The 26,210-nt window shown below is 37.1% G+C and carries 22 protein-coding genes and 1 tRNA gene; 9 read left to right on the top strand and 14 right to left on the bottom strand.

Translation table 11 applies throughout. The annotated features are described in order from the left end of the window. Positions 1-43: 43 nt before the first annotated feature. The 5 genes from fahA to V5M36_RS06875 all read left to right on the top strand — a co-directional run bounded on the left by fahA (position 44) and on the right by V5M36_RS06875 (position 4,597). On the top strand, positions 44-1,327 hold the full coding sequence (fahA, locus tag V5M36_RS06895) for a fumarylacetoacetase (protein ID WP_338563439.1): 1,284 nt from the start codon (positions 44-46) through the stop codon (positions 1,325-1,327). An 11-nt stretch (positions 1,328-1,338) separates the two neighbouring features. Further along, complete coding sequence (locus V5M36_RS06890; protein WP_338563438.1) at positions 1,339-1,914, top strand: VOC family protein; 576 nt, start codon at positions 1,339-1,341, stop codon at positions 1,912-1,914. Between the two features lie 9 nt (positions 1,915-1,923). Further along, positions 1,924-2,625, top strand: coding sequence for a CoA transferase subunit A (locus tag V5M36_RS06885; protein ID WP_338563437.1), 702 nt, complete (start codon positions 1,924-1,926; stop codon positions 2,623-2,625). A 2-nt stretch (positions 2,626-2,627) separates the two neighbouring features. Continuing rightward, complete coding sequence (locus V5M36_RS06880; RefSeq protein ID WP_338563434.1) at positions 2,628-3,260, top strand: 3-oxoacid CoA-transferase subunit B; 633 nt, start codon at positions 2,628-2,630, stop codon at positions 3,258-3,260. Positions 3,261-3,379: 119 nt separating this feature from the next. Next, positions 3,380-4,597 carry a multidrug effflux MFS transporter gene (locus V5M36_RS06875; RefSeq protein WP_338563432.1) on the top strand — a complete coding sequence of 406 codons (1,218 nt, stop codon included), beginning with the start codon at positions 3,380-3,382 and terminating at the stop codon, positions 4,595-4,597. Positions 4,598-5,827: 1,230 nt separating this feature from the next. Here the strand turns inward: V5M36_RS06875 and V5M36_RS06870 are convergent. The 3 genes from V5M36_RS06870 to V5M36_RS06860 all read right to left on the bottom strand — a co-directional run bounded on the left by V5M36_RS06870 (position 5,828) and on the right by V5M36_RS06860 (position 9,671). Continuing rightward, positions 5,828-7,192, bottom strand: coding sequence for an MFS transporter (locus V5M36_RS06870; RefSeq protein ID WP_338563430.1), 1,365 nt, complete (start codon positions 7,190-7,192; stop codon positions 5,828-5,830). A 113-nt stretch (positions 7,193-7,305) separates the two neighbouring features. Beyond that, complete coding sequence (locus tag V5M36_RS06865) at positions 7,306-8,478, bottom strand: CaiB/BaiF CoA transferase family protein (protein WP_338563427.1); 1,173 nt, start codon at positions 8,476-8,478, stop codon at positions 7,306-7,308. Next, the gene (locus tag V5M36_RS06860; RefSeq protein WP_338563425.1) at positions 8,478-9,671 is read right to left on the bottom strand and encodes a mandelate racemase/muconate lactonizing enzyme family protein; all 1,194 of its coding nucleotides are present in this window, start codon (positions 9,669-9,671) and stop codon (positions 8,478-8,480) included. The genes V5M36_RS06865 and V5M36_RS06860 overlap by 1 nt, the downstream gene beginning before the upstream one ends. A 372-nt stretch (positions 9,672-10,043) precedes the next feature. Between V5M36_RS06860 and V5M36_RS06855 the strand changes: the two genes are divergently transcribed. Next, entirely contained in the window at positions 10,044-11,201 is a 1,158-nt protein-coding gene (locus V5M36_RS06855) for an acyl-CoA dehydrogenase family protein (protein ID WP_338563421.1), read from the top strand. A 288-nt stretch (positions 11,202-11,489) separates the two neighbouring features. Here the strand turns inward: V5M36_RS06855 and V5M36_RS06850 are convergent, their stop codons facing one another. The 8 genes from V5M36_RS06850 to V5M36_RS06815 all read right to left on the bottom strand — a co-directional run bounded on the left by V5M36_RS06850 (position 11,490) and on the right by V5M36_RS06815 (position 20,529). Then, positions 11,490-12,155: a TetR/AcrR family transcriptional regulator gene (locus tag V5M36_RS06850; RefSeq protein WP_338563419.1), complete on the bottom strand. Its 666-nt coding sequence runs from the start codon at positions 12,153-12,155 to the stop codon at positions 11,490-11,492. 284 nt (positions 12,156-12,439) lie between these two features. Continuing rightward, the gene (locus V5M36_RS06845; protein WP_338563416.1) at positions 12,440-13,675 is read right to left on the bottom strand and encodes a CaiB/BaiF CoA transferase family protein; all 1,236 of its coding nucleotides are present in this window, start codon (positions 13,673-13,675) and stop codon (positions 12,440-12,442) included. Positions 13,676-13,799: 124 nt separating this feature from the next. Further along, positions 13,800-15,272, bottom strand: a complete 1,473-nt coding sequence (locus V5M36_RS06840; RefSeq protein ID WP_338563414.1) for an aldehyde dehydrogenase family protein — start codon at positions 15,270-15,272, stop codon at positions 13,800-13,802. 144 nt (positions 15,273-15,416) lie between these two features. After that, entirely contained in the window at positions 15,417-16,643 is a 1,227-nt protein-coding gene (locus V5M36_RS06835) for an OprD family outer membrane porin (protein WP_338563412.1), read from the bottom strand. A 228-nt stretch (positions 16,644-16,871) separates the two neighbouring features. Further along, the gene (locus V5M36_RS06830) at positions 16,872-17,576 is read right to left on the bottom strand and encodes a fumarylacetoacetate hydrolase family protein (protein ID WP_338563410.1); all 705 of its coding nucleotides are present in this window, start codon (positions 17,574-17,576) and stop codon (positions 16,872-16,874) included. Positions 17,577-17,615: 39 nt separating this feature from the next. Further along, positions 17,616-18,254: a maleylacetoacetate isomerase gene (maiA, locus tag V5M36_RS06825; RefSeq protein ID WP_338563408.1), complete on the bottom strand. Its 639-nt coding sequence runs from the start codon at positions 18,252-18,254 to the stop codon at positions 17,616-17,618. Continuing rightward, positions 18,251-19,471, bottom strand: a complete 1,221-nt coding sequence (locus V5M36_RS06820) for a 3-hydroxybenzoate 6-monooxygenase (RefSeq protein WP_338563406.1) — start codon at positions 19,469-19,471, stop codon at positions 18,251-18,253. Before V5M36_RS06820 ends, maiA begins: the two co-directional genes overlap by 4 nt. Positions 19,472-19,494: 23 nt before the next feature. Beyond that, entirely contained in the window at positions 19,495-20,529 is a 1,035-nt protein-coding gene (locus V5M36_RS06815) for a cupin domain-containing protein (RefSeq protein WP_338563403.1), read from the bottom strand. A 1,094-nt stretch (positions 20,530-21,623) separates the two neighbouring features. Between V5M36_RS06815 and V5M36_RS06805 the strand changes: the two genes are divergently transcribed. Beyond that, positions 21,624-22,598: a hypothetical protein gene (locus tag V5M36_RS06805; protein WP_338563400.1), complete on the top strand. Its 975-nt coding sequence runs from the start codon at positions 21,624-21,626 to the stop codon at positions 22,596-22,598. A 623-nt stretch (positions 22,599-23,221) separates the two neighbouring features. On the opposite strand, the gene V5M36_RS06800 is transcribed toward V5M36_RS06805, so the two are convergent. Further along, positions 23,222-23,298: transfer RNA gene (locus tag V5M36_RS06800), tRNA-Ile, on the bottom strand. A gap of 309 nt (positions 23,299-23,607) precedes the next feature. Between V5M36_RS06800 and V5M36_RS06795 the strand changes: the two genes are divergently transcribed. Together V5M36_RS06795 and V5M36_RS06790 are read left to right on the top strand one after the other, a co-directional pair. After that, positions 23,608-24,177 carry a 1-acyl-sn-glycerol-3-phosphate acyltransferase gene (locus V5M36_RS06795; RefSeq protein ID WP_338563399.1) on the top strand — a complete coding sequence of 190 codons (570 nt, stop codon included), beginning with the start codon at positions 23,608-23,610 and terminating at the stop codon, positions 24,175-24,177. Positions 24,178-24,378: 201 nt separating this feature from the next. Next, positions 24,379-25,128: a YebC/PmpR family DNA-binding transcriptional regulator gene (locus tag V5M36_RS06790; protein WP_338563398.1), complete on the top strand. Its 750-nt coding sequence runs from the start codon at positions 24,379-24,381 to the stop codon at positions 25,126-25,128. Between the two features lie 66 nt (positions 25,129-25,194). Here V5M36_RS06790 and V5M36_RS06785 read toward each other — a convergent pair whose 3' ends face one another. Both V5M36_RS06785 and V5M36_RS06780 read right to left on the bottom strand, forming a co-directional pair. After that, positions 25,195-25,467, bottom strand: coding sequence for a hypothetical protein (locus V5M36_RS06785; protein ID WP_338563397.1), 273 nt, complete (start codon positions 25,465-25,467; stop codon positions 25,195-25,197). A gap of 107 nt (positions 25,468-25,574) precedes the next feature. Further along, positions 25,575-26,045: an Lrp/AsnC family transcriptional regulator gene (locus V5M36_RS06780; RefSeq protein WP_338563395.1), complete on the bottom strand. Its 471-nt coding sequence runs from the start codon at positions 26,043-26,045 to the stop codon at positions 25,575-25,577. Positions 26,046-26,210 lie beyond the last annotated feature (165 nt).

Below are 26,210 nucleotides of genomic sequence, written 5' to 3'. Positions count from 1 at the left end.
TAAATAAAAGATTGGTTTTATGAAAAAAGTAGGACGCTAATTCATGAGTAATACACACACATCATTTATAGAAATTTCGAAAGATTCTGATTTTCCTATTCAAAATCTGCCATATGGTGTGTTTAGCACAAGCGCACAAGGAGCGAAAAAAATTGCAGTTGCCATCGGTGAATGGGTGCTTGATCTCACGACTTTAGAAGAAAAAGGATTAATCACTGTTAGTGAAGGTGATCGCGTCTTCAATAGTGAAACACTTAATAAGTTTATCGAATCAGGCAAAGCCAATTGGTCTAAAGCACGTGCATCAATTCAAAATTTACTCAATGCAGATAATCCAACTTTACGTGACAATGACGAATTACGTGCATCAGTTTTCTTTAAACAAACCGAAGTAATCATGCATTTGCCTGTACACATTCCAGGCTATACCGATTTTTACTCATCTAAAGAACACGCTACCAACGTCGGTTCTATGTTTCGCGATCCTAAAAATGCATTATTGCCAAACTGGTCAGAATTACCTGTAGGTTATAATGGTCGCGCAAGTTCTGTGATTGTCAGTGGTACAGATATTGTTCGCCCATCAGGTCAAATTAAATTACCCAATGAAGATCGTCCAACTTTTTCGCCATGTCGTAAGCTAGATTTTGAGTTAGAAACGGGTTTTATCATTGGTAAGCCAAGCGATTTAGGCGCACCCATTTCGATTGAAAATGCGTGGGATCATATCTTTGGTATGGTGCTGTTTAATGATTGGTCAGCACGTGATTTACAACAATGGGAATACGTACCCTTAGGACCATTCAACTCAAAAACTTTTGCATCTTCAGTCTCTCCATGGATCGTGACATTAGAAGCTTTAGAACCATTTAAAACCCATAGTCCTGCACAAGAGCCAAAACCTTTGGCTTATTTGCAAGAAGATCTAAGCGCAAATAGCTATGACATTAATCTTTCTGTTGAATTAAAAACAGAGCATTCAAACACGGCTGAAGTGATCAGCAAAACTAACTTTAAATATATGTACTGGTCTATGGCACAACAACTGACCCATCACACTATTGCAGGTTGTAATGTACGCGTTGGTGATTTGATGGGTTCAGGGACAATTTCTGGGCCGAGCAAAGATTCCTATGGTTCTTTATTAGAACTAACATGGAATGCCACCGAACCTCTACAACTCTCAAATGGCGAACAGCGCGGCTTCTTGCAAGATGGCGATACTTTAACTATGAAAGGCTATTGCGAAAAAGATGGCTTACGTATTGGCTTTGGCGAAGTATCGGGCAAAGTTTTACCCGCACTTAATTTTGATTTTAAAGAATAAGGATATTCAAAATGAGTTTTCAAATCGAACAAATTCACCACGTCGCTTATCGTTGTAAAGATGCCAAAGAAACCGTCGAATGGTATAAAAAAAATCTCAATATGGATTTTATCCTAGCCTTTGCTGAAGACTATGTACCGTCAACCAAAGCCTTTGATCCATATATGCATCTCTTTCTAGATGCAGGAAATGGTAATGTTCTCGCCTTTTTTGAATTACCCACTCAGCCTGAAATGGGACGTGATGAAAACACACCAAAATGGGTACAACACATTGCTTTAAAAGTTGCTGATCGCCCAAGTTTAGAAGCTGCCAAAGCGCATTTAGAAAGTAATGGCGTTGAAGTTTTAGGGATTACCAATCACGGAATTTTCCATTCTATTTACTTTTTTGATCCCAATGGCCATCGCCTTGAATTGGCATATGATGATGAAACTGCGAAACAAAAAATTGCCCTAATTACCGAAGAAATGAAATACGAAATGTTGGAAGAATGGAGCAAAACCAAACGTGCCCCGCATCATACGCATTTCTTACATGCGTCAGAATTGGACAATAACTCTGCTTCTGCAAAAACTGATGCTTAAGGGGTCATGATGAATAAATGGGTAGAAAGTGCAGAAATTGCGCTGAAAGATATTGTCAAAAATGATCAGACCATTGCCGTGGGTGGCTTTGGTTTGTGTGGCATTCCCGAGGCACTCATTGAAGCACTCAAAAATAGTGGTGTCACAGGTTTAACTTGTATTTCTAATAATGCAGGTATAGACGATTTTGGTTTAGGAAAACTGTTAAAAACCAAACAAATCAAAAAGATGATTTCATCTTATGTCGGTGAAAACAAAGAGTTTGAACGTCAGTATTTAAATGGCGAACTTGAAGTTGAACTCACCCCGCAAGGTACTTTAGCCGAAAAACTACGCTCAGGTGGCGCGGGAATTCCTGCATTTTATACCCAAACAGGCGTCGGCACTTTAATTGCCGAAGGTAAAGAAGTCCGTACTTTTCACGGTAAAGAATATATTTTAGAAGAATCTTTAACTGCAGATGTCGCATTGGTTAAAGCCTATAAAGCTGACAAAGCGGGCAATTTAGTGTTTCGTAAAACAGCACGTAATTTTAATCCTGAATGTGCAGTCGCAGGAAAATTCACTATAGTTGAAGTAGAAGAAATTGTTGAAATAGGCGCTATTGATCCTGATGATGTGCATCTAGCAGGCATCTACGTCAATCGTATTATCCTCAACAACACACCTGAAAAACGTATTGAACAATTGACACTCAAGGCGGAGGCTTAACGATGGCTTGGACACGCAATCAAATGGCGCAACGCGCCGCACTTGAGCTGGAAGATGGCTTTTATGTCAATTTAGGTATTGGGTTGCCGACGCTTGTTGCAAATTATATCCCTGAAAATATAAGTGTTTGGCTACAGTCAGAAAATGGTTTATTAGGAATTGATGAGTTTCCAACTGCCGAAACTGTAGATGCTGACTTAATTAATGCAGGTAAACAAACCGTCACCGCACGTCAAGGTGCAGCATTTTTTTCTAGCGCAGAATCTTTTGCCATGATCCGTGGTGGACACGTCAATATTGCAATTTTAGGTGCAATGGAAGTGTCTGCAACTGGTGATTTAGCCAACTGGATGATTCCAGGTAAAAAAGTCAAAGGCATGGGCGGTGCAATGGATTTAGTCGCGGGTGTTCAAAAAGTGGTGGTGCTGATGGAACACTGCGCTAAAGACGGTAAACCCAAAATTGTTGAGCAATGTAACTTACCTCTAACAGGAAAAGGCGTAGTTAATCGTGTGATTACCGATCTTGGGGTGATTGATATCACGGCCAATGGGGTAAAACTCGTTGAACTTGCACAAGATGTTAGTTTAGAGCAAATGCAAACTGCAACGGGCGTGCAGCTGCTCGTTGCTTAAATACTTTTCAAAGGACAAAGACTTTAACGTTAAGAAGATAAATTAAGGTCTTTGTTATATCTCCTACTTCATTATAAAAATTAGCATAACACACTATAAATAAAGGACTATTTATCAGTATGAGTCAGCATCAAAACAGTAAATCTTATAGTAATGGTTGGGTGTTTTTGCTGACTTTACTCACTGCATTTAGTGCACTATCGACTGATATGTACTTGCCTGCCTTACCCACAATGGCAGAAGAATATGGCGTCAGCACGCAAGAAATTGCAAATACTTTAGGGGCCTACTTTTTAGGTTTGGCTTTTGGGCAACTCCTGTATGGACCTTTAAGCGACCGTTATGGACGTAAACCACCGCTGTACTTTGGTTTAATTATTTATATTGTGGCAAGTTTATGCTGTGCGGTTGCACCCAATGATACTTTTTTAATTGCTTCCCGAGTATTACAAGCCTTTGGTGGCTGTGCGGGCGTAGTGATTGTCAGAGCGGCCATTCGAGATCATTTAAGCTTAAACGAATCCGCACATGTTTATTCAAGCATGGTGTTGGTGATGGGACTTGCACCCATTATTGCCCCAGCCTTTGGTGTGTTGTTATTACAATTTTTTCATTGGTCGAGCATTTTTTATTTATTGACCATGATTGGCGTGATTACTTTAGGTTTGGTGCATTTATATTTTGATGAAACCCTTGCCCAAGAACAACGAGCCTATATCCCATTCAATCAAATTATTAAAAACTATTTCCGTTTATTTATAACGCCTGCCTTTGCCTTACCCATGTTTGCAGGAACATTATCGTATTCCATTATTTATTGTTATATCAGTGCCTCATCCAATTTGTTCATGGATTTCTTACATATTCCAAAACAGAATTTTGCTTATTTTTTTGGGATTAATGCACTGAGTTTGATGTTTTTTTCTTATCTTAATAAACGATTAATTCATGTATATCCGATTCAAAAACTATTTATTGTCGGTTGCTTTATTCAAAGTTTTGGAATTATCCTGATTAATTTTTGTGCTTGGCTAGAAATTCACAATATTTATGCCATCATGACGGCTTTATTCTTTTTGGTCGGTGGATTAGGATTTACAGGACCAAATTCAATTGCAATTGTTATGCAAAGCCAGTCTCAGCATATTGGTTTATCAAGTGCACTCATGGGTTTTGCACAGTTCTTTATTGGTTTTGTGCTCAGTCTATTGTTATCTTTACTGCCATTTAATATCTTACAAAATATGAGCTTACTTACGCTATTGGTGATCAGTTTAAGTTTAAGCTGTACTTGGTATTACACCCATTATCTACAACGAATCACGGCTATACCATAAAGCCTCCTCTATTAGAGCTCTAGTAAATAGAGCTCTTAAAATGATCAAAAACACATCAATAAAAACTTAATTTACTACAAATAATGTGAGTGATTCTTAGCTCTTCAATATAATTTATTGGATCAGATTTCAGAATATGATCTCATTTTTCCGCGTTTATAGATTTAATTTATGCTAAAAATATGCTGATATCATTGCAAAACCTTAGCTGCATCTCGTGATTCCATCTTTAAAGAATACAAAATTTCAGAAAGATTAAAATATAATTTCAAATAAATGAAATGAATAGATCTCTTTCATAAGTCGAAAATGATGATTTAGTGGCCATAAATTGATACGTTAAAATCCCTTCTCCCTTTGGGAGAAGGTTAGGATGAGGGAAAACTCATGATGAGTCTGTTGTATGAATAATGACTTTTGAAAGAAGTCTAATAATTAAAAAATTATTAAAATAATCCACCCCTGAAGCAGGACAATCTTAATAATGGTCAAGTGAAGATTAAAGAAGTCTGATTCATAATAAAATGCACAGCATTCAATAATTAAGCGATAAACTGACCGCAAAATACTTACCAAGTCTAGTGATTGTGATCCATGCTCGAATAACATTACTCAATAAATTTTCATTACTAGATAGATCTTATACTTCTGATGATTTTTGAATTTGAGCCATCAATGATTCTTTAACTTTGGTATCTTTGTGCAACGATACCTTTGTGCAACAAAGCCGTATTGCTATAAATATGGCCTCACTTAAAACCAATATCTATTCGCAAACACGCTAAATTTAAACGTTGCACTCATTATAGATAAATCAGACATATTTTCTGAGTTATAGATCTGAGTCATTTGCTCTCCCAATAGATCAAATATAAATCACATCTTTTTAAAATCCTAACAAACCAATATTACTTCTTCAGTTTTCTAAGCTAATATTTCGAATCTTTTATTGAATAAATTGACTTACTTTAAATGACATTTTTATAGATCTCTTTCATAAGTCGAAAATTGATCATTAAGTGGCCATAAATTGATAGGTAAAAATCCCTTCTCCCTTTGGGAGAAGGTTAAGATGAGGGAATACTCCTGATGAATGTATTCGATGAATAATGACTTTTAAAGAAGTTTTATGTTTTAATTTTTTATAAAAAAACCGACGGTTTCCTGAAGGAAATCATCGGCTAAAGTAAATACATAAAAAACTTGATAAAATTAACTTATCATACAATTTTAAACTGATGCTTTTTGCATTTCTGTTTCTACTGCCCCCTTGCGTTTACTCATTAGACGAGCAATCACAAACATTGAAACAGAAGCCAATAATGCTGGAATGATTAATAAGTTAACAATTTGTTGACCAGTTAAACCTGAGACCATTAACCAACCTACCGCACCAGAACCCAAGAATGAACCTAAACGTCCAGCACTGCCTGCCCAAGCCACACCCGTCGCACGACAATGCGTTGGATAATAACTTGAACAAAATACATGAATACCAATATGAGAACCACTGATGCCGGCACCAATACCAAAAATACCGAGTACAATGAATAATGTACTGAGGTCAGAAACACCTTTACTTAAAAGTAAAACTGATAATGCGCCAATAACATAAGAAATCATTAAAGTTCGGCTATTGCCTATCTTATCCATAAAATATGCAATGATTAATGCACCAATCGTGCCCCCAATCTGAAATGCTGAAGTAATCCACGAAGCTTGTTGCATATCAAAGCCTTCGTTTTTCAGGATTGTTGGCATCCAACTTGAAATCATGTAAATAATTAATGACCCCATAACAAAGGCACACCAAAATAACACTGTGCCTGCAAAATACTCTTTACTAAATAACTCACGCACACTGACATTTTGTTTTTCAGTGACAGATGCAGTCAACTCAGGAATTTCACGACCTGGTGACATCTTTTGAATCACAGCATTAATTTGTTCTTTTGGAAATTTATTTAACACCATAAAACGTACTGATTCAGGCATGTAATAATATAAAAAAGGAAGGATCACTAAAGGTGCAATACCACCAATAATCAAAATACCCTGCCAGCCAATCATCTGAATCAACTGTCCAGATAACAAACCACCCACAGCAGCTCCAATGGTATATCCACAGAACATTACTGTAACCAATGTAGAACGTCGCGTCGTTGGACAATATTCAGAAGTAATGGTGACCGCATTTGGCATTGCCCCACCCAAGCCTAAACCTGTTAAAAAACGTAAGACAATAAGTGTCATGAGATTTGGCGAAAATGCAGAAATTAAAGTACCAATACCAAAAATTAATACACTCCAAATAATGATTTTTTTACGACCAAATTTATCTGAAAGTGGCCCAAACATAAATGAGCCAAGCATTAAGCCAAATACACCCGATAAAAATAACGGGGCTAAATCTGCTGGAGTTAAAGACCATTGTGCAATTAAAGCAGGTGCAATAAACCCAACTGCGGCAATATCAAAACCATCCATTGCAGCAACAAGAAAACATAAAATAATAATTACTTTTTGCAGTCTAGACAGTGGAATACTGTCGATAAATTCCTGAACTTCCATACGTCCAGTTGCATTTTGAGTCATCCGATTTCTCACTTTTTATAAGATTGTCCTTTGCTGACATCACATCCATGTTAGCCAACTCCCCTTTTTTTCTGCCAAACTATTTAAAATAATTTGGCAGCACCTTTTCTTTTTTATTCAGCTTGCTGTGCAACTTTAGTCAATAGCTTGGCAATTTCAGCTTCGCTATAGGCTAATTCAGATAATATTTCTTGAGTATTGGCTGCAACAGGATTGACTGGATTACACTGTTTTACTGTGGTTTTACTAAACTTTGGTGTAGGACTTGGCTGTACAATATTGTTTACCGTTGCATAGGTCCCACGTGCCACATTATGAGGATGCAGCGGTGCTTCAGCCAAACTTAATACTGGGGCATAACATGCATCAGTCCCTTCAAAAATCTCATTCCATTGTTGACGGGTTTTACTGATAAATATTTCTGCTAAGCGTGCTTTTAAACTTGTCCAATTTTTTGAATTCCATTGTTTTTGGAATGCTTCATCATTAGACAAACCTAATTTCTCAAGGAATAACGCATAAAACTGCGGTTCCATTGGACCAACCGAGATGTATTTATCATCTGCACAGCGGTAGGTGTCATAAAAATGTGCACCACCATCGCCATTATTGGTGCCTGCTTGATCATTCCATAAACCTGCTGAATGCCAACCTTGAATTAAAGACGTAAGTAATGCCGAACCATCTGTGATGGCTGCATCAATCACTTGTCCTTCACCTGTATGTTGTACGTGACTAAGTGCAGCCAAAACACCGTAGGCTAACAACATACCTCCACCACCAAAGTCACCGATAAATCCCGGTGTTGGAGTCGGTTGTCCACCTGCTCGTGCCGTTGAATGCAATGCACCTGTTAAAGCAATATAATTAATGTCATGTCCAGCAGCTTGGGCTAAAGGACCTGTTTGCCCCCAACCTGTTACACGTCCGTACACTAATTTTGGATTGCGAGCTAAACATACATCAGGTCCAAGACCGAGTTTTTCCATTACACCAGGTCGAAAACCTTCTAATAAAACATCTGCTTTTTCAATCAGTTTAAGTACGATATCTAAAGCTTCTGGCTGTTTTAAATCTAAAGCAATTGATTCACGCCCACGGGCTAATACATCACTATCACGTGCAGTAAAATCTGCCATGCCACCCGATTTAGCAGATTTAACAGGGCGATCAACACGAATCACCCGAGCACCTTGATCAGCAAGTAGCATCCCTGCAAAGGGTGCAGGTCCTAGACCTGCAAACTCTACAACAGTTAAATGAGATAATGGACCTGTGCGATGCATTATGCCGCTACCTCTTGACCGGCTTCCACAGAACGACCTTCTACACCTGCAGTTTTATTGCTGATGAGGAATGCCTCGTTTAATTCAATACCGTAGCCTGAACCTTCATTTGGATAACACATACCATTTTCAAACTTAGGAATATTAAGCGCGATATCTGTACCGACTTTAATATTCTTACTTTCCATCGTACCGTGAATTAATAATGGGCCAATTGACTCATTTAAACCTTGAGAAGCCCATTCATTTGCAACCCAAAGATGCGCAGCTGGACTATGTTCTAAACCAGAGCCAATCATACAGCCACAATGTACGGGTAAGCCTGCTAAACGCGCCATGGTTAACCAACGTTGCGCTTTAACTATGCCACCTACTTTTTGAAGTTTGATGAATAGACCATCAGCTGCACGACGGTCAATAATTTCTTTAAGGTTATGAAGCTCTTGAGCGGATTCATCAGCATAAATTGGGGTTTTTACCTGAGCACGCAAACGCGCCATACCCTCAATATCCCAATGTGCTAGCGGCTGTTCAATTAAGTCGAGGCCAGCAGAATCGATACGACGGATCACATGAAGGGCTTTTTCATAACTCCAGAAACCATTTGCATCAATGGTTAATACGGCATCTTGGCCTACGGTGTCACGTACAGCATGAACCATATCGATATCATCTTGTAATGTACCGTGACCGATTTTCATTTTGAATAATGCAAAGCCGAGGTCTTTAGCTTTTTGTGCTTCTGCAGCAACATCTTCAGGTTTACCAGCAGATAATACCCAACCTTGACGCGAGCCTTCTGTAGTACGACCGCCGAGCAAATCATAGACAGGTACACCGTACAATTTTCCTTTTAAATCATGCAATGCAAAATCCACAGTTGCTTTTGCTTGATTATTATCACGGACCAAGAGATCCATTTTCGCAACAATTTTTTCAATATTACGAGGATCTTCACCTATCAAAATGCGTGGTGCAATGACACGTGTAATCATGGCAATAATTGATTCTTGCAATTCACCACGATACCAAGAAGATGTATCACCAGAATCTGCAAAACCTACCGTACCATCATCAGCAGTAATTTTAATAACAACACTATCAATAGATGTAATTTTTGTGTTGGGCATAATGACTGGTTTTTTTAATGGCGTTGAAACTGGAAAACATTCAACTTTTACAATTTTTGGCATGATTCATTCCCTAAACTAAATTTTTAGCGATTTTAAACGCGCTTTCCATATTGGCACTCTCAGCCAGCTACAACGTCATATTCGTTTCATTTGAAGCTAATTTTGCAATTGCGCTGACATCCTGTGCTTTACAAATACTTTTAAGAAACCAACTCATGTGTTGATTACCTCTGTATTTCTACAATTTAAATCTGAATTATAGAAATGTCAACCAACAAGTTGGTTGAATATTTAATAAATTAAACCAACCGTACGGTTGACAAATTATATTTTTTTGTTAAAACTAGATTTAAAGCAATACACACATCTCAATATTCAAATTTCAATCACTGAAATTGTCTTAATACATTGTTAGATAGAAGAGAATACGACATGATTTATGGATATCAATCGCCATGGATGACAGAAGAACTAGATCAATTACGCACCACAGCACGTCGCTTTTTTCAGGAAGAAGTCGCACCTAAAGCAGAAAAATTTCGTAAACAGCATTTTATTGACCGTGATGTTTGGGAAAAAGCAGGTGAACTCGGCTTACTTTGTATGAGCATTCCTGAAGAGTATGGCGGTTTAGGGGCTTCCTTTGCCCACGAAGTCATTATGATGGAAGAACAAGCCCGTATTTGCGATACGACTTTTGGATTTATTCCAGGTGCATTAAACAGCCCAGGTTTTTTCCATGGCACAGCAACCCATGAGCAACTATTAAAATGGATGCCAGACATCGCGACTGGTAAAAAGATGATTGCAGTTGCGATTACTGAACCTGATGCAGGTACAGACGTAAAGGCTTTACGTACTACAGCACGCCGTGAAGGTAATGAATACGTTTTAAATGGCTCTAAAACTTTCTGTACTTTAGGTGATCAAGCAGATTTGGTTTTAGTCGCTGCACGAACAGGTGAATCAGGTTCAGGTGCACATGGTCTATCTTTATTTATGATAGAAAAAGACAAATGCCCAGGTTTTAAAGTCAATAATATCATCGATAAGATTGGTCAAAACGCATTAAATACTGCTGAAATTTTTCTAGATGATGCTCGCGTACCTGTTGAAAACTTAATTGGTGGTGAAGAAGGCAAAGGCTTCTTCCAACTTATGGATGTATTTACCCGTGAACGTTTATCGATTGGTATTGTGGGAATTGCCTGTGCAGAACGTGCCATCGAAATGACGGTTGAACATGCCAAAAATCGTAAAATGTTAGGTAAAACACTTTGGGATTTCCAAAATTCTAAATTTGTTTTAGCAGAATGTTTAACTGAAGCACGTGTGGGTCGTGTATTTATTGACAATATCATCAAAGATTTAGTTGATGGTAAAGACTTACAACCGAATGATGCGATGATGGTAAAATGGTGGGGTTCACAAAAACAATGTGAAATTATCGACCGTTGCTTACAATTATTTGGTGGCTATGGCTACTGTACTGAATATCCTATTGCACAACTTTATATGGATGCTCGCGTTGCCCGTATTTATGGTGGTTCAAATGAAACGCTTAAAGATGTGATTGCTCGTTCAATGTAAAACTTTTCAATTCTTATTTTGATTTTAAGCAGAATCTCTTCGGAAATTCTGCTTTTTTAGTTCATATGTCCTAAAATCTTGAAGAACAAACTCATTTTTTACTGCTTAATCCCAGAAACTAATATCACAAAAACTCTCTCATCTCTTTATTCTGTTCAAATATTTTATTAAAAATCGATAATCCTATATCTAAATTTTATTGTTTTGTGCATCAGTTTTTATAAAAAAGGCTTTATCCCTTAAGATAAAACCTTTTTAAATTAAAAAACTTATAATCGAATGTAAAATTTAAGCTTTAATGCCTTCTATAAGAGTTGTCATAAAAAAATCGGCAATCTCTGGAATTGTTTTGCCATGGCCCTCTTGATACCAACGAGGCACCCAGTTTAACGAACCAAATAACATCGCTGAAAACAATCCTGCTGAACAAGGCTTAAATTTTCCGTCTGCAATACCTTCTTCTAGTAAAGCACGTACAGCGAGATCTAAACGGCGTTGAAAGGCTTTAATTTCATTACCAGACCCAATATCTAAAGGCCTTGCGCCGACGAGTACTAAACAGCGACCAAACACGTTGTTTTGTGCCAGCGCTAATTCAACCGCAAATTTTTTCATGCGATCGAAAACGCATATTTCCTTATTTTTCATTTCCTCAACCACCAAATCTAAATCTTTAAATGAAAGCTGTAAGCATTCATATAAAATACTTTCTTTATTGGTGATGTAATGATACAGAGTGGCTTTATGAATGCCCACATGTTCAGCAATCGTATCTAATGAAGTCGCTTCATAACCTAAAGTCGCAAACAATTCTGCGGCGGTTTTTAAGATTAAAAGACGCTTGTCTTCATGACGCGCCTCTGTATTAGCACGACGTTTACGTGGCTTAGGTAGAACTTTTGCCGTCGTAACTTCATCTTTAGCATCTATTAAATTTTCTTTTGCACGAGACATAGATTGTCCTATATTGTGAAAACCGCTTACAACAGACCACCTTTTGATCATCTGTATGCAAAGTTTCCGTCAATGATGTATTCAAAATATTTGTGCTTGAGGGATTATAAATGCTCCTCAATATCCCATCCAAATATTCAACCGATGGTTTGATATTATCATGTTTTTAGCAATTGATTTTTACAAAAACTCATTTTAAAGCATTCAAATATGCAAAAACAAAAGCAATGACCAGAACTGATTATTGCTTTTGTTTTTTAAATGGATAATTTATCGTACGCAAATTATGCTGCGGCTGCAACTAACACGCCCGAAGACAACAAATCAGCAATTCGCTCATCATTCCAACCCAGTTCATTTAAAATTTCACGGGTATGCTCACCAAGTTTAGGTGCGCGATGACGCACTGAACCAGGCGTTAATGACATTTTTACCGGCACACCTGGTACTGCAGTTAATTCAGCTGTTCCTGGATGTTCGACTTGCGGCAACATATTACGTGCAGCGAAATGCTCATCTGCAAAAATTTCTTCACCTGTATAAATTGGGCTAAATGGTACACGTCCACCAAATAATTCTTTTAGATCAGCTTTGGTCTTTAAAATCGTCACTTCTTCAATTTTTGCATTTAAAGCCACGTGGTTTTCCCAACGTATAGCTTCATTCAAAAATTCAGGTTGAGTTTTTAATTCTGGGCAACCCAACAAGTCACATAATAAATGGAACTGTGGATCATGTGGTGCAGCAATCGCAATCACACCATCTTTCACTTTAATGGTACCAAATGGGGCTAAGCCTGGAATACCATTGCCCACAGGTGTCGCTGACACACCGCGATAAGAGAATTGACTTACCACAATTTCAGACAACGCCAAAATACTATCAGTCATTGCAACATCAACATACTGACCTAATCCGGTATTTTTAGCATGTAATAATGCTGAAACTGTACCAAATGCAGCAAATAAACCTGAAACCGTATCACCTGCACCACCACCGACTTTAACTGGATGGTCGGCATCTTGACCCGTTACCCCCATCCAGCCTCCCATTGCTTGTGCAACGATGTCAAAAGCTGGCCAATCTTTATATGGGCTTTCGCCTCCAACGCTATCACCAAAACCACGAATTGACGTATAAACCAGACGTGGATTTACTTTTTTCAAGTCTTCATAGCCTAAACCTAATCTTGCCAATACACCTGCGCGGTAGTTTTCAACTAAACCATCGGCATTTTTAACCAACTCAAGTAAAGCCTCTCTACCCGCTTGGCTTTTTAAATTCATTGCGATTGAACGCTTGTTACGATTACACGACTGGAAAAGACCACCAAAAAATTTATCTTTATCATCTTTACGATATGGTCCCATTTTACGGAAAAAATCACCTTCTAAAGGTTCAACTTTCACCACATCTGCACCATGATCTGCTAACATCTGGGAACAAAAAGGTCCTGCCAAAGCATGCGTTAAATCTAAGATACGTAAACCTTTTAATGATCCCTGATTATTGCTGTTCATAAACACTCCGTTGTTAAAATAATTAAACCAACTATTTGGTTGATTATCTGTGGAAAATCTAGCTTTGTAAAATATTTTTTATAATTCTAGACTAAGGTCTGAAATTTTCACTTTATAAAAATACTTATACTGGATAGGCTTTCGGCTTGGTTTGTACAGTCACCCAATGAGTACGGGTGAATTCATCAATAATCCAATGACCATTAAAACGACCTAAACCTGAGTTCTTCTCACCACCAAATGGCGCATTAGGCTGGTCATCTACAGTAATATCATTAATATGCGTCATTCCTGCGTCTATACCCAAAGCAAACTGTACGCCACGCTCATGATTCGTCGTACAGACAGCACTTGATAAACCATATTCGGTATCGTTTGCGAGTTCTAAAGCATGCGCTTCATCACGAGCTTTAATCACAGGCAAAATAGGTCCAAAACTTTCTTCACGTGCGAGCGAAGACTGAGGGTTAACATCCACAAATACATGTGGTGGAATAATATTTCCTTGAGTTTCACCACATAATACCAACTTCGCACCTGAAGCTTTAGCTTGTTCAATAATACGTTCTATATTCTTAATTTGATTAGAATTGATGATTGGACCGATTAATGTGCCCATAATATCAGGATCACCAACAGCCAAGGTTTGAACTTTTTTAATCAATAAATCAACAAATTCATCGTACACTTTGGCATCAACAATCACACGATTGGTGCTCATACAAATCTGACCTTGATGTAAAAAACGTCCCATCACGGTTAAATCAACTGCATAAGGTAAATCAGCGTCATCGAGTACCACCATTGGTGCATTACCGCCCAACTCTAAAGCAATGCGCTTGATGTGTTTACCACCAACAGCCAATTGACCGACACGCTTACCAATCTCAGTAGATCCTGTAAATGAAATTAAACTCGGTACAGCATGTTCTACAAAGAAATCACCAATCTCACTCCCTGCTCCCACTACCACATTAAGTACACCTTCAGGAAAGCCTGCTTCTTCAAACAGCTTAGCCAATAGTGTACCGCCTGTGACAGGTGTATCACTGGCCGGTTTTAAAACCACAGTATTACCTACAGCCAAAGCAGTGATCACTGAACGCATACTTAAATGAAATGGAAAATTCCACGGGCTGATGACCCCAATGACCCCTAAAGCTTTACGATAAATACGGCTCTGTTGATCAGGTACGCTTGTCGGTAAAATTTCACCATTCACTCGTAAAGGAAAAGTTTCTGCTTCTTTAATAATTCCTAGAGCTGCACCCAATTCAATGGTCGCTTTTATACGTGTACTGCCCGATTCTTGGATAATCCAATCAATAATTTCTTCACTGCGAATTTGTACAATACTTTCAAGTTTTTTAATTAAAGCTTGTTTCTCTGAAGGAGCCGTTTTTTCCCATGCTGATTGCGCCGCTTTCGCAGATTGATACGCAGTATCAACATCTTGTTGGCTTGCCAATTGAAAACTATTTAAAACTTTCTGTGTATACGGGTTAATATTTTCAGCTTGGCGAGAAGATGAACCCTCTCGCCATCTTCCATTAATATACTGCTGATTTAATAAAGAATAATGATCTTGTGCATTCATTGTGTGAGTACTCCTTGTGCGAACACGTATATCAATAAAAATGTTTATTGCCTTCTTTTAGATGACAATAAACATAATGCAAATAATGAAATAATACAACCAACTATTTGTTTGATTATTAAATCAAATTTTAGAATCTAAAAACTAGAATTTAACACTATAGTTGGTATAGAAACGGTGTTCATCTAATTTGATGCCGGCACCTTCAAAGTCAGTCTTAATCAACATGTATTGGAAACCTAAACCTTTAAAAGTACCGTCTTTAATGCCGTAGTTCATCACAATGTTAAATTCACTTTCTTTAACATCAGCGATGGTCGGATTTTTAATATGATCCGCTTTAATATAACGTGTCATAAAGTTCAGACCTGGAACTCCTATATCGGCAAAATCATAGTCATATCGCACTTGCACAGAACGCTCACCTGCCTTATAAAAGCTAATACTGCCCCATTGGGTTAAAAATGGTGCTGGCGTCCAACCGCTAAGGAGTGGAAATGCAGTATCCCCCGACATATGTTGATAGCCCAAACCAAATTTATGCGGGCCATAATGTAACATACTCATAAAGTTATAAGATTTGCTGTCAATCTCACCTTGCAGTTGCTCACCCGCATCCTGCGTGTCAAAATAACGTAAATCTGTGACTAACCGTGTGCTGTCGTTAAATTTATGTTGATGTTTTAACCCGACATAGTGCTGGTCATAGATATCTTCTAACCCACCATAAAAATATGCCACATCAAGGTTGGGTAGAATTTTATAATCAATACCGAAGATGTTCAAACCGTCAGAAACTTCGCCTGTTTTATTAACATCTAATGATAATTTCGCGAAATCCTCTTTATCACGCGCCATAATACGGTTAATACGACCAGCGGTAATTTTAGTATTGGCGATATCTCTAGATTCAATCAACAAGCCTTTAAATGTAGTAGGTAAATTACGGCTATGATCGATATGTAAAACTGGCAACTTTGGCATTAATTGACCATAACGAATTTCAGTATCCGCCAATTTGGCCTTAAGTGTTATCCCTAATTGGGTTTGATCATCTAATTGTTCACCAGTAATTGGATCATTTGGCATGCTGCCATCACGTTTTTTTTCATCTTCTAATAAACGATGAGCATAAGCCACATTTCCGTCTAAGCCCAAAGACAATGGACCAATTTTTTGATACCCCGATTGAATATTTAAGGTTGCACTTTGCGACCAATGCTCAAATTCGGGTACTTGCTTTGTATCAGGATCACGTACCATATATAAATTACGAAAATCTAGCTGTACTTTGGCATCTTTAACCACATCTGCCTGAGTTCCTTGTGATGAGATCACTAAGCCCGCTAAGACCATTAATTTTAATTTCATTTTCAGCATTCCTCTTTGCTTTTAACAACCGTCCGTAGTAGTTGCAATGGCATAGAGTCAACATTTGCTGAACAAGATAATGCTTCACAGCAATATCTTTTAAAACAGGATTGAGCATATCCATTGCACTTACCTATCTAGATTTACACCTGTAAACCCAATTTAGTTTTCTGCTTCTTGCAGAATTTTTTAGAAGCCAAACAACATCCTTGTCGTAAGGCTCAACTTTTAAACGACCTTTACAGTAATACCTGTTAAGCCAGCAATTTCGGCACGCATTTCATCGCCAACGACGACTGCACCTACTCCTTCTGGTGTCCCTGTAAAGATTAAGTCACCCTGTTTTAATTCAAATAATGTTGAAAGATTGGCTATGGTTTCTGCTACATTCCAAATTAAATGGGTAATATCACTACGTTGTTTTGTTTCACCATTAACAGTTAAATGAATATCTCCCGCATCTAACTCACCTGTTTCTGCAATTGAATGGATCAACCCTACTGGTGCAGAATAATCAAATGCTTTACCCACTTCCCAAGGACGACCTTTTTCTCGTTGTGACATTTGTAGATCACGACGCGTCATGTCTAAGCCCACTGCATAGCCATAAATATAGTCTTTTGCTTGTTCTGTAGAGATGTTTTTGCCATCTTTACCAATCGCCACAACCAGTTCAATTTCATAATGATAATTATTGGTTTCTGTTGGATATGGAATCGTTACGGCTTGATTCTCAGGCACAGGAACAATTGACTCAGGATCATTGGGTTTACAGAAAAAAAATGGTGGCTCACGATCAGGATCAAAACCCATTTCACGGGCATGTGCTGCATAGTTACGACCCACGCAATACACACGACGCACTGGATATAACGAATCGCTGTCTTTTACAGGAATACCTACAGTTGGCATTGGTTCAAATACAAAACTCATGTTTTTTCCTTAATTTATTTCATGTATTTAATGTTGATTTTAAACAGCATCGGGTTGTTGGCTTGGTAACGCAGCTTTAAATGCATCCAATCCTAAACAGGTGTTATAAATCGTGTTGATTATCGGATATTGATTCATATCAACTTTAAAACGATTCGCTGATTCCACTTGCGCAACTAAATAGGCGTCCGCGAAAGTGACTGAGTTGCCATAACAGAAATCACCACGCATTTGATCTTGGTTTAATAAGGTTTCTAAGGCGCTAAAACCTTCGTTAATCCAATGCTGACACCATGCTAATACTTGTGCTTCATCCAATTTCAAGGTGCCACGTAAATAATCTAAAATACGTTTGTTATTGATCGGATGAATATCACAACCAATCAGTGCTGCAATGGCACGAACACGCGCACGGCCAAAAGCATCTTGTGGCAACATCGGCACGTCAGGATAGGTTTCTTCTATCCATTCCATAATGGCTGGGCTTTGGATCAGCAATTGATCATTGATTTCAATAACGGGCACAAAACCTTGCGGATTGATCTGTTTAAATTCAGCATTTTTATTCTCATTTTTCATGAGTGATACAGGAATTAATTCGAAATCAATTTTTTTAAGATTTAACAAAATACGTGTGCGGTGGGATGTACCACTGCGAAAAAAACCATACATTTTCATGCTGCATGACCTGTGTAATTTTTCGCGGCATCTAAACAGTTACCGACATTCCAGCCGTACAACCATTCCATCGCATCATAAAAACGTTCATTCGTACGACCACGCCATAAATCGTTACGCACCATACGTTGTACGCCATGAGCATGATACAGTTTGCCCATTTCACGAGACGACAACACAATACGGGCTGTACGTGCAACGCGGGCACGTTGGTACATATCAAATGCAGCAGCGATATCATTATTGTGAACACGTAATGCCTCACCTAAAGTCACTGCATCTTCCATCGCCATACATGCACCTTGTGCCATATATTGTGTGGTTGGATGAGCCGCGTCACCTAGTAATGTCATACGGCCATAACTCCATGTATCTATTGGATTACGATCTGCAGTTGCCCATCGTTTCCATGATTTTGGTAATTCAATGAGCTGACGTGCTTGCGGGCAAATATCTTGGAAGTAAGATAGAACTTCTTCTTTTGATCCATCTTTAACGCCCCATTCTTCTTGCTCACGACTATGGAAAGTCACGACTACGTTATATTCTTCACCACCACGTAATGGATAATGCACAAGATGACAATTTGGACCAACCCAAATACTCGCTGCATTCCATTGTAAATTTTCAGGAAATTCTGCTTTTGGCACCACTGCACGATACACCACATGACCAGTCACTAATGCTGGATCACCAACGTATTTCTCACGTACAACTGACTTCACTCCATCAGCCCCAATTAAAGCCTGACCGGTATATACATTTCCTTTATGGTCAGTGGCTGTTACGCCATTTTCATCTTGATCAACATCCACAATACGACAATCGGTGATAATTTCGATTTCACCATTTTCTTGTGCCCCCTCAACCAATGAAGAGTGAATGTCTGCGCGATGGATTACCGCATAAGGGTTACCAAAACGTTGACGAAAGGTCTCATCAGTTTCGATACGTCCCACTTGATATTCATCAAGTGCATCATGCATCACCATAAAATCGGTATACACCGCACGACCACGGGCACGATCCCCAATCCCTAAAGCATCAAAAGCGTGAAAGGCATTCGGTCCTAACTGAATACCTGCGCCAATCTCACCAATTTGAGGCGCTTGTTCTAATACTTTAATTTTAAAACCTTGTTTTGCTAAGGCTAAAGCTGCTGCAAAACCACCAATCCCACCACCGGCAATTAAAATTGGATTTTCTTGATTTGACATGTCTTTCTTCCTTTAAAAACAAATTATTGACGTGGACGTGTTGAATACAAACCGAGTTTTTTCTGTACAGGCTCTTCATCTGCAATAAAAATAAAACTGGCTTGGGTCGAAGTATTACGAATATCAATCGTGGCAAAACATGGTGCACATGCTGTATCCGCTTTATCTAAATTAAAATCTAGATCGTTTATTTTTAATTCACACTGTCCTTCAATCACATGGAATACCATCGCGGCTGACCGTGCAGGCAATTGTAAAGTTTCATTTGGACGTAACATCAATGCAGAATATCCAATGATTTTTTGACAATGATCACCCGTTTCCGGGTTGATATAGGACACTTGAATTGGACCTGATGTTTGTGTTTCAGCTAAGTTTTCAAGCACTTGCTTGGCATCTTTCCAGCTATAGCGCAAAATTGGATAATCAGTTTTAGCACGAATAGAATGTTGTACAGGTACAAGACCTGCACCATAGTTTGCCTTGCTTGCCACACTCGTTACAGGTTGACATTCACCTCCCTCAACATACGAAGCTTCCATGTAATAGACCAAAGGTAAATCTAAAACATCGAGCCAAATCACTGGTTTATCACCATCATGACCATGCTCATGCCATAAACCTGATGGCGTTAAAATTAAGTCACCGTGTTCCATTGGACATTTTTGTCCTTCAACCGTGGTATAGGCTTTTTCACCTTCAACAATTAAACGTACTGCATTTGGTGTATGTCGATGTGCAGGTGCCCACTCTTTTGGCAATAACAATTGCATACCTAAATAAATCACCGAAGTGGCACGCATGTTCTCTAAACCATGACCAGGGTTCGCTAATACCAAAACACGACGTTCGGCTTTCTCAATCGGTGTAAGTTCACCTGCTTGAATTAATAAAGGTTTAATTTCAGAAAACTTCCAAGCAGTGGCTTTGGTAAGTGGAAGAGGTTTTATAGGCGGCAACACATTACGCAAACTCGGCCATAAAGGAACCAGATTACTAGTGGTTAATTGATTTACGTAGCTTGTTGGTAAATCCTCTAATCTTGCAAGTTCTTCCATTTCTTATCCCTATTTTTAATAGACCAACCAATCAGTTGGTTGTTTTGATTATTATAAGCAGGTTTTAAAGACGAAATCTATACACTTAAAAAAATTTTAATCTTTGCGTTTTATAAAAAAATAGATTCTGTAGACATTTGCAGAAAAAAAGAATAGCGAGTCAGTACAATTGGATCTCTAACTCAATTAACTTCTGATGAAAAATCGAATTATAATTATTGATGAACATATTTTTATTGAAAAATTAAACAGATAAGTTCTTCAAATTCACTTTAATTTCACTGACAAAGACCAATTGAAAAATAATAACTGCAGACAATGGCAAATAATTCAGTTTGCATGAGCATATTGCTCAAGCATTAGATTTGTATTGGTATTTCGCGGATCCCTTCAATGCTTGGCAAAGAGGTACAAATGAAAGCACCAATGGATTAATCAGAAACTACAAAATGAAAGGCAGTGTTTTAAATAATTACTAGGATGAGTATATTTCAGAAATCATTTAACGCTTGAATCAACGCTCTAGAAAAGACTCAGCTTTAAAAGCTCGAGTCAGATATTATGCCAACAACATGGTGTTGCACTTCAAACGATAATTTAAACTTTGAGAACAAAGAAGTAAAACGCAATGCTTTGAATTTTCAGTAATTGATATATCACATCGCCGCGCCTAGAACTCTCTTTTCACATTCAGTACAAATTTTGCAAAAATGAAATATTCTAAAAGCATAACCTTTCTATTGATCAAAAAATATGGTTAATAAATTCAAGTATTTTAAAAACGTTATGTAAATTTATGTGCCTATGGAGTAGAGTAATAGAGCGTTAAATTACAGGTAATAATAAAGAGATAATTCTATAGCTTCAATTGAGAAGAAGTACAACAAAATAATTGGGAAAATCAGAGTTATGATTTAATATCTGGATAGTCAATTGAGAAAATTGAAATTTTTAAGTTAGTGCTATTGAAATAGATGGAAAGAGTTCGGTTTATGCCTTTATTTAATCACTAGCTTAATAAACGTATAACCTTGCAATAACTACGATCTAATATGTACATAATGACTACAATATAAGCTTATTTGAGATTACATATGAATTTAAAAGAAATATTAACTATATGTACCATATCTACAATCTTATTTGGTTGTGGTGGAGGTAATTCAACAGAAACAATAAATATAATAAACCCACCATCGCCCCCTCAAACACCCTCAGTACCTATTATTCCATCTACACCTAATAGTTACAGCACTCATGTATATTTCTTAGGAAGTAGTACTGTAGCTGGTATGCAAGAAAGTATTTCAAAATGGGAAAATAACTATAATCTACATACAGAAAATTATGCAAAAGGTGGTGAACTTATTGATAGTATGTGCATTCGAATCGGCGCTTTGCCAGCTTTAGTAAAATTTAATCAGAAAAACATCTCAACAGGTATTAAAAACTATTTCAAGCAGGATTGGGTTAAAGATACATCCATGAAAACTTTTACTGTAAAAATTTCTGATGTAGAAGGAAGTATTGGAGTAGATACTTCAGGATATTTCTTTATACCTAATGAGAGTTTTAGTGTTAATGAACAAACATATTATCCTATTCAAGTTCAAAATAATTTTGAAAAGAATTCAATTTTTATAGTTAATTTAGGTAAAAATAATTTACTTGGAGGAACGAATGATTATAACGAAGCAACATATGTACTATCAAAGAGTAGGCAATGTATTGATTGGATTAATGAAAATATTACCGATCGTATTATTGTTATGGGGCATTTTACAACAGTTAGTCCAACAAATAGCATTATTGAACGAGTGGATTTTATAAATAATTCTTTAAAAAATAATTATTTATATAATTTTTTTGATTTTAAGGCTTATATTGATAGTAATGATATTTGGCAAGATACTGGTATTCGGGCTACTGCATTAGATATAGAAGCAAAGAAAATAAATGCTATACCCCCAAGTTTATCTGCAGATAGCTTACATTTAAATAGTAAAGCCTCTTCTGCGAGCGTAAATAAAATATATGAACTTATTAAATCAAAACAATGGGTACACTAACAATTCCCCAAAAAGTAGAAAAATATCCAGTTAATTATTATTGGATATTTTTCTATAATTAACGCGAATCTCGGATAAGAAATTGACTTGAAAAAAGTGACTAAAGCCATCACTTTAGTTACCACACCAAACTTACTACTCAAGTCACTATGTTTGATTTTATTACTTTATTCTGTGCAATTGATAATTTCTTTTAAAAATTTGAATCAACATATTGAATTCTTCTTAAACAAGAAAAAAATGCTTAAAAATGCGCTCATCCGTAGTGAGCTTTTCTGAAATAATCTTTATTGCCATTTGATATAAATTTTCACTTTTCAACAACATTAAAGCGTTCTTTGCATCTTAAAAATGAAGCCAGAAGTTCTGTACAGATGGTATTTTATACTTGTCCTCACTGACAATAAATTTATTGAAACAACTCCCCCAAGACGAATAAAGAAAAGCCCTATACCTTTAGCAAGAGACGATAGAATTAGATTCTACAAGAACCCTTCACAGCATTTCATTTCTCTGCTCACAGCACATTTGATAGTAATTCATTATGGATATAAGTTTGGAAATGAAATTAATTTTAGGCATAGAAAAACCCCATAAAGCAAAAGTTTATGGGGTTTAATAACTGGTGGGCCCAGACAGACTTGAACTGTCGACCAACGGATTATGAGTCCGCTGCTCTAACCAACTGAGCTATAGGCCCTTTAAATACTGAATTATCAAGTATTTTCGATTCAGAATACTAGCTAAAATAAAAATGAAACACAAGCGCTTTAAAGCCAGAGCGATCCGATATGTTGAAATTATAGTCAAATGATAAATTAAACACTTAAATTAGAACAAAATTATCAACATAATTTTTTAAGCTATAAAAGACCATCACTTCTAGCATGATCATAGTTAGCATAATATTTAATGTTTTAAGTACATTTGAACGCTTTGCTTATTGTATTTTAATGAGCTTCAACTCAAAATCGCCTAAATATCGTTATACATCCAAAAGACAGTAAATATGAAAAAACAAATTGCTAAAATGGCGTTTAAACTTGCTGGTGTTCAATACCACGTAGAACCCAATATTTTAGAAAAGAAACAAGTCATTATTGGATTCGAACACACAACAATGATGGATGCTGTACTTTCAATTGCACTCTTCCAAATTTATGACATCAAAATACATACGCTAATAAAAAAAGAGCTTTTTAAAGGTCCATTTAAACCTCTACTAGAAGAAGTAGGTGGAATACCTGTAGACCGTAAGTCGAATCAAGATATTGTTAGTCAAATGGTAGAACAGTTCGAAACTCATGATGAATTCAGTCTGGTCATTGCTCCAGAAGCAACACGAGCTAAAAATGGTGAAACACGCAGACCGATTCGTACTGGTTTTTGGCATATTGCTAAAGCAGCCAATGTTCCGATAGTCTTTTTATTTGTGAATCAAAAAACAAAAAAAGGGGGCATCTTCGGTAAGATTTATCCTTCGGATTTGGACAGTGATTTAGCTCAAATCAAAGCCATGTATAGAGAATATACGAAGCTTGATATCGTGATTCCAGAACCTAAGAATATTGAAGACTAAATTATAAAGATTGATTTATCAAAATAGTGGTTATGTTTAAATTCAGCAATAAACCTGGGTAATAAATAATCACATTTGGTTTATTTTTGGTTTATATCTTCAAATCAAAAAATGAAGTACTTTCTAAGAAAAAACGCCTTATGGTAGAATTCGAATTATTTTGATTCGGCACAAGGCCAATCTACAAGGAGCATATTTCGCATGGCGGGTCATTCCAAGTGGGCTAATATCAAGCATCGTAAAGCAAGACAAGATGCGAGCCGCGGTAAAGTTTTTACTAAATATATTCGTGAAATTGTCACTGCTGCAAAACTTGGTGGTGGAGATGCTGCAAGCAACCCACGTCTACGTGCTGTGGTTGAAAAAGCACTTTCAGTAAATATGACTCGTGACGTGATCAATCGCGCAATTCAACGCGGTGCTGGTGGCGAAGACAATGATGATTTAAAAGAAATCACTTATGAAGGCTATGGCGTTGGCGGTGTGGCTGTAATTATTGAAACCATGACAGATAACTTAAACCGTACGGTTCCTGATATTCGTCACTGTTTTTCAAAAACCGATGGTAATTTAGGCACCAATGGCTCTGTTGCGTTCCTCTTCACCAAACGCGGTGAAATTACTTTTGAAGATGTATCTTTAGAAGATCAAATTATGGATATCGCATTAGAAGCTGGTGCTGAAGATATCGAAATTTCTGAAGATGAAATCTTAGTCATCACAACACCAGAAACTTTTGGTCAAGTGCAAGATGCTTTAACTGCGGCTGGTCTAAAATCTGATAATGCAGAAGTGGTCATGAGCCCTTCGACTAAAGCAGAGATTACCGATATCGATCAAGCGAAAAAGATTATGAAAATGATCGATATGTTTGAAGATCTAGACGATGTTCAAAACGTTTATACTAACGTTGAGTTCTCTGAACAAGTCCTTGCTGAATTAGATGCTTAATTGTCTAATTTAAAGATTTAAGCGCACCCCAAGGTGCGCTTTTTTATTTCTATTGCAAATCTAGAATTAAAGTGGCCATCCCATTTTCACATGTAAACTTAAAAGCATAATCGCCAAAATAAGGGTTGAAATCATCCATAACAATAATGCGAGAAATATTCGAAATAACCATTTATTCACCAATGAATATTGCTGGAATAAATCAATAACTGCCCAGAACCAGATCATAAAAAAAACAAGAAGCCATAGCTCATCAGGTATACGTTTTAGTATCTGAATTTGATGATACACATTGATCAAATCAAGTAACAACCAGACCAACATGATTAAAAAATACAAAAAAGAATCTTAAAACTATTTTTCTATGCATATTTTAAATTTAGGGTTTAATTCATTTCTATGATCTAAGCTAACCATAAAAACGGTCTAAACATCTGTAAAATAGCTTAGACGCGACTCAATAAGCCATGACAATTAAAAACATCATATTCTTTAATTACAAAACTAGAATGTAAAGCAACCACATGCTCAATTTTACCAATGCGCTTCAGTAAAATTTCACTATAATTTTCCATATCCCGTGCCACGACTTGCACGATAAAGTCGGCAGACTGCCCTGTCACCAAGAAAGCATTAATCACTTCGGGAATATCTTCAAGCTCTTCTAAAAACTTAGCAAAGGTATCCGTGTCGTGTTTGCTTAATGATACTTGTAAAAGAACATGTAAACTAAACCCAAGCTTTTGATAGTTAATGTTGCGTTTGAGACCACTCATCACATTGGTTTCAACCAAATGTTTAATCCGACGATGAACTGAACTTACGGACAGATTGATTCGTTCTGATAGCTCATTGAGATTGAGATCTTCATGAGTCAAAATTTCTAGAATTTGCTTGTCATAGCGATCAAGATCCATCATTGACTCCATTTTTTAAGTGATACATGCAATGAAAATATTTTAGCCTATTAAATAAAATTTCTACTATATTTTTCAATTTTTAACTCAATAATAAAAATTATTTTTGATACTTGTTTTTAGCTAATGATTTTACGCTTAATTTTGACTCGTATTTTAGACACT

This window comes from Acinetobacter sp. KS-LM10 (genome assembly GCF_036896575.1).
GTDB classification, from domain to species: domain Bacteria; phylum Pseudomonadota; class Gammaproteobacteria; order Pseudomonadales; family Moraxellaceae; genus Acinetobacter; species Acinetobacter avistercoris.
This window is presented reverse-complemented; position numbering and strand designations above follow the sequence as displayed.

What these genes read in the sequence shown, in the direction of transcription:
- V5M36_RS06830 (WP_338563410.1), bottom strand. Translation starts at nt 17,576, where the DNA reads ATGAGTTTTGTATTTGAACCAATGCCAACTGTAGGTATTCCTGTAAAA.
- V5M36_RS06850 (WP_338563419.1), bottom strand. Translation starts at nt 12,155, where the DNA reads ATGTCTCGTGCAAAAGAAAATTTAATAGATGCTAAAGATGAAGTTACG.
- V5M36_RS06815 (WP_338563403.1), bottom strand. Translation starts at nt 20,529, where the DNA reads ATGGAAGAACTTGCAAGATTAGAGGATTTACCAACAAGCTACGTAAAT.
- V5M36_RS06885 (WP_338563437.1), top strand. Translation starts at nt 1,924, where the DNA reads ATGAATAAATGGGTAGAAAGTGCAGAAATTGCGCTGAAAGATATTGTC.
- V5M36_RS06790 (WP_338563398.1), top strand. Translation starts at nt 24,379, where the DNA reads ATGGCGGGTCATTCCAAGTGGGCTAATATCAAGCATCGTAAAGCAAGA.
- V5M36_RS06845 (WP_338563416.1), bottom strand. Translation starts at nt 13,675, where the DNA reads ATGAACAGCAATAATCAGGGATCATTAAAAGGTTTACGTATCTTAGAT.
- V5M36_RS06820 (WP_338563406.1), bottom strand. Translation starts at nt 19,471, where the DNA reads ATGTCAAATCAAGAAAATCCAATTTTAATTGCCGGTGGTGGGATTGGT.
- V5M36_RS06875 (WP_338563432.1), top strand. Translation starts at nt 3,380, where the DNA reads ATGAGTCAGCATCAAAACAGTAAATCTTATAGTAATGGTTGGGTGTTT.
- V5M36_RS06860 (WP_338563425.1), bottom strand. Translation starts at nt 9,671, where the DNA reads ATGCCAAAAATTGTAAAAGTTGAATGTTTTCCAGTTTCAACGCCATTA.
- V5M36_RS06890 (WP_338563438.1), top strand. Translation starts at nt 1,339, where the DNA reads ATGAGTTTTCAAATCGAACAAATTCACCACGTCGCTTATCGTTGTAAA.
- V5M36_RS06835 (WP_338563412.1), bottom strand. Translation starts at nt 16,643, where the DNA reads ATGAAATTAAAATTAATGGTCTTAGCGGGCTTAGTGATCTCATCACAA.
- V5M36_RS06840 (WP_338563414.1), bottom strand. Translation starts at nt 15,272, where the DNA reads ATGAATGCACAAGATCATTATTCTTTATTAAATCAGCAGTATATTAAT.
- V5M36_RS06880 (WP_338563434.1), top strand. Translation starts at nt 2,628, where the DNA reads ATGGCTTGGACACGCAATCAAATGGCGCAACGCGCCGCACTTGAGCTG.
- maiA (WP_338563408.1), bottom strand. Translation starts at nt 18,254, where the DNA reads ATGAAAATGTATGGTTTTTTTCGCAGTGGTACATCCCACCGCACACGT.
- V5M36_RS06865 (WP_338563427.1), bottom strand. Translation starts at nt 8,478, where the DNA reads ATGCATCGCACAGGTCCATTATCTCATTTAACTGTTGTAGAGTTTGCA.
- V5M36_RS06805 (WP_338563400.1), top strand. Translation starts at nt 21,624, where the DNA reads ATGAATTTAAAAGAAATATTAACTATATGTACCATATCTACAATCTTA.
- V5M36_RS06780 (WP_338563395.1), bottom strand. Translation starts at nt 26,045, where the DNA reads ATGGATCTTGATCGCTATGACAAGCAAATTCTAGAAATTTTGACTCAT.
- V5M36_RS06795 (WP_338563399.1), top strand. Translation starts at nt 23,608, where the DNA reads ATGAAAAAACAAATTGCTAAAATGGCGTTTAAACTTGCTGGTGTTCAA.
- fahA (WP_338563439.1), top strand. Translation starts at nt 44, where the DNA reads ATGAGTAATACACACACATCATTTATAGAAATTTCGAAAGATTCTGAT.
- V5M36_RS06855 (WP_338563421.1), top strand. Translation starts at nt 10,044, where the DNA reads ATGATTTATGGATATCAATCGCCATGGATGACAGAAGAACTAGATCAA.
- V5M36_RS06870 (WP_338563430.1), bottom strand. Translation starts at nt 7,192, where the DNA reads ATGACTCAAAATGCAACTGGACGTATGGAAGTTCAGGAATTTATCGAC.